A 1,163-nucleotide genomic window follows, 5' to 3' on the forward strand; every position below is an offset into this window, starting at 1 on the left:
TTTGATGGGAATTCGTCGTGTTTTTCTGTCTGTTCCGAAGGTTTTGGAGCGGTCTGTCCTGCGGCTTGAGCCGTTGCGGTTTGATGGACCGGTTGTTTCGAGGCCTGTGGTTGATGGTTTGCGTGGTGGTGGGGCGCAGCCGGTCGGGTTGACGACGGGTGATGGCCGTCCGTTTGCGGCCCCGGCGCTGTCGGGGAGCGATGCGGCTCGGTTTGGCGCCGATGTGACGCTGACGCCTGTCCGCTTCGACGTGGCGGTCGAGCCGGAGGCGGAGGCTGCGCGGGAGCCGGCGGTGGAGGCGCGGTCGGTGGTGGAGGAGATGGAGGCGGGCCGGAGCCTCGACGCGATCGCCGAGGCGCAGGGTGTGACGCGCGAGGAGCTGATCGGGCAGCTGGAGGCTGCCGGCTACGCGGTCGAGACGACGGCGGCGGAAAGCGACAATGGCGACGTGCGCACGACGCGGGTGACCGACCCGCGGGGCGATCGCACGGTCAGCGAATATCACGACTTCCATCACGGCAGCTATTACACCTCGGTGACGGAGGACGGCGCGGAGACCGCTTCGCCGGTGCGCGACGAGCGCGGCTGGACGGTGGAGGAGGAGTACGACGCCGAGACCGGGATCACGACGACGCGCTACGAGGACGATTTGGGTGACGGCACGGTGGAGGTGCGCACCGATCTGGGCAACGGGGTGGTGGTGCAGGAGACGACGCCGGAAGACGGCGAGACGACGACGGTGGTGGTGTCGGACGGCGCGGAGACGCAGCTTGCCGCGGATCAGGAGGCGACGCAGGAGGGCTGCGCCGACATTCTGGACGCGGTCGTCGCCGGCAAGAGCCTGGATGCGATCGCCGAGGAGCTGGGTCTGACGCGCGCGCAGGTGATCGCGCAGCTGGAGGCTGCCGGCTACGAGGTGACGAACACCGAGCCGTCGGATGGCACGACGCGGGTGACCGAGATACGCGAGGCGGGCAGCGAGGTGGTGGTTGCCGGCTACGCGCTCGACCAGCGCGAGAGCGTCCAGGTCGACGGCTGGGTCGTCACCTCGGTGCAATATGTCGACGAGGACGGCAGCACGGTTCACCGCGTCACCTACAATGACGGCAAGGTGGTGGAGACGGTGACGGGCCAGGACGGCCGCGAGACGGTGACGACGACGC

General features: G+C 68.5%; 1 protein-coding gene. It reads left to right on the forward strand.

All coding sequences use genetic code 11. The features are described from left to right. Positions 1-223 precede the first annotated feature (223 nt). On the forward strand, positions 224-1,163 hold a 940-nt coding region (locus tag XW59_RS29495; RefSeq protein ID WP_170990258.1), incomplete at its 3' end, for a hypothetical protein.

It is taken from the genome of Aquamicrobium sp. LC103 (assembly GCF_001014615.2).
Lineage (GTDB): Bacteria > Pseudomonadota > Alphaproteobacteria > Rhizobiales > Rhizobiaceae > LBCQ02.